We start from the raw sequence: 1639 nt of genomic DNA on the forward strand, positions 1-1639 counted from the left end.
GGCCATCGCGCGGCCGGGCCGGGCGGGCACCCCGTCGTCGACGCCACCGCGCTGGACATCGCCGATTTCGACGAGGTGAAGGGATGGGCCGACGGCGTCGTCGCAAAGCACGGGGCCCCGATGGACCTGTACAACGCCGCCGGAATCTCCGTGTGGGGCGACCCCACGACCCTGCCGCACGCCAAATGGCGCAGCGTCATCGACATCAACCTCATGGGCACCATCCACATCGTCGAGGCGTTCACCCCCGCCATGGCCGACGCCGGCCGCGGGCGGCTGGTCTGCGTGTCCTCGGCCGCCGGCATCCTCGGCCTGCCCTGGCACGGCGCGTATTCGGCGTCGAAGGCCGGCGTGCTCGGCCTGTGCGAGGTGTTGCGCTTCGACCTCGCGCCGAAGGGCATCTCCGTCCACGCCGTCGCGCCCGGCGCCGTGGACACCCCGCTCGTGCGCACCATCGACATCCACGGCATCGACCGCGGCGCCCCGCGCGTGGCCAAGGCGACGAAGCTCTTCCAGGGCCACGCGATCTCGCCGGCGAAGGCCGCCGCGATCATCCGCTACGAAGTCGACGCCGGCACGTACCTCATCGCCACCTCCCACGACGTGCCCCTTGGCCGGTGGGCGCAGGTGAACATGCCGTGGGCGTACCGCGGCGTGATGAAGGCCCTGAACAAGGGCCTGCGCTGGGCCGCCGACGGCGCCGAGGCGACGTAGCCGCCGACTACCGCTTTTCGTCGGCCGGCGTGCCCAGGACGTGGAGTGCGGTGGCCAGGCCGTCGTAATGCGTGATCAGCTGCACCAGTGCCACGCATTCGCGGTCGGACAGGTGGCGGGACAGTGCGGCCCAGGCGGCGTCGTCGACGTCCCGCTTCGCGACGAGCTGATCGGCAACCTCGAGCATCGCCCCGCGGCGTCCGGTGAACCCGTGGTCGCGGCGGTCGACGGCCGCGATTTCCGCGTCGGTCAAGCCCGCGCGCTTGCCGATGACCCGGTGGTGGTCGCGCTCGTAATCCGCCCCGCGGCCGTGGGCGACGCGCAGGATGATCAGCTCGGTGTCGGTGCGGGAGAGTTCACCGAAGGGCATCATCGTCGCCGAGTAGATCAGCCAGCCGCGGAACGGGCGCTTGGCGCGGCCGATGGTGGCGAAGACGCCGAGGCGCTTGCGGCCGGTCGCGCGGGCGCCGATGGCTTCGATGGCGGCGTTGACGAGGCCGAGTTGCTTGCGCGAGCCCGGCCCCGGGCGGCCGCTGGGCAGCGGCGGGCTGGCGGGCCGGTCGAAGTCTGCGTGGTCGGGTAGTCCGTTGCCCGGGTGTCCGTTGCCGGGTGTTGCGGGATCGGGGGAAGTATCGTCCATGAAACCAGGTTAGGTGGGAGTGCCCGACGGCGCAGGCGAACCGGGCATCGGATCCGGCCGGCGAGTCGGACCGCCGCATTGCGGCCCCATCCCGCCAAACCCACCCCGAATTGCTTAACCCACCCGCTGTAACGGGTGGGTTAGCTCATTCGGGGTGGGTTAAGCGCGTGGACTGCGGCTGGGTGTGCAGCTGGGCGTGACCACCGACTGAGGGCGTGGCCGGGCGGGCCGCTGGGCGGGCAGCCGGGCGCAGGGAGAACGGCTGGGCGCGCGGCTGGGCGGGCC

At 72.1% G+C, this 1639-nt stretch carries 2 protein-coding genes; one reads left to right on the forward strand and one right to left on the reverse strand.

Going from position 1 to position 1639, the window contains the following annotated elements; translation table 11 throughout:
• The coding region (locus GX015_RS08550) for an SDR family oxidoreductase (RefSeq protein ID WP_291344362.1) at nucleotides 1–714 on the forward strand (714 nt) is incomplete at its 5' end.
• Between the two features lie 7 nt (nucleotides 715–721).
• Here the strand turns inward: GX015_RS08550 and GX015_RS08555 are convergent.
• The gene (locus GX015_RS08555; RefSeq protein WP_291344364.1) at nucleotides 722–1354 is read right to left on the reverse strand and encodes a carboxymuconolactone decarboxylase family protein; all 633 of its coding nucleotides are present in this window, start codon (nucleotides 1352–1354) and stop codon (nucleotides 722–724) included.
• Between the last annotated feature and the right edge of the window lie 285 nt (nucleotides 1355–1639).

Source organism: Corynebacterium sp. (assembly GCF_012837295.1).
Classification (GTDB): domain Bacteria; phylum Actinomycetota; class Actinomycetes; order Mycobacteriales; family Mycobacteriaceae; genus Corynebacterium.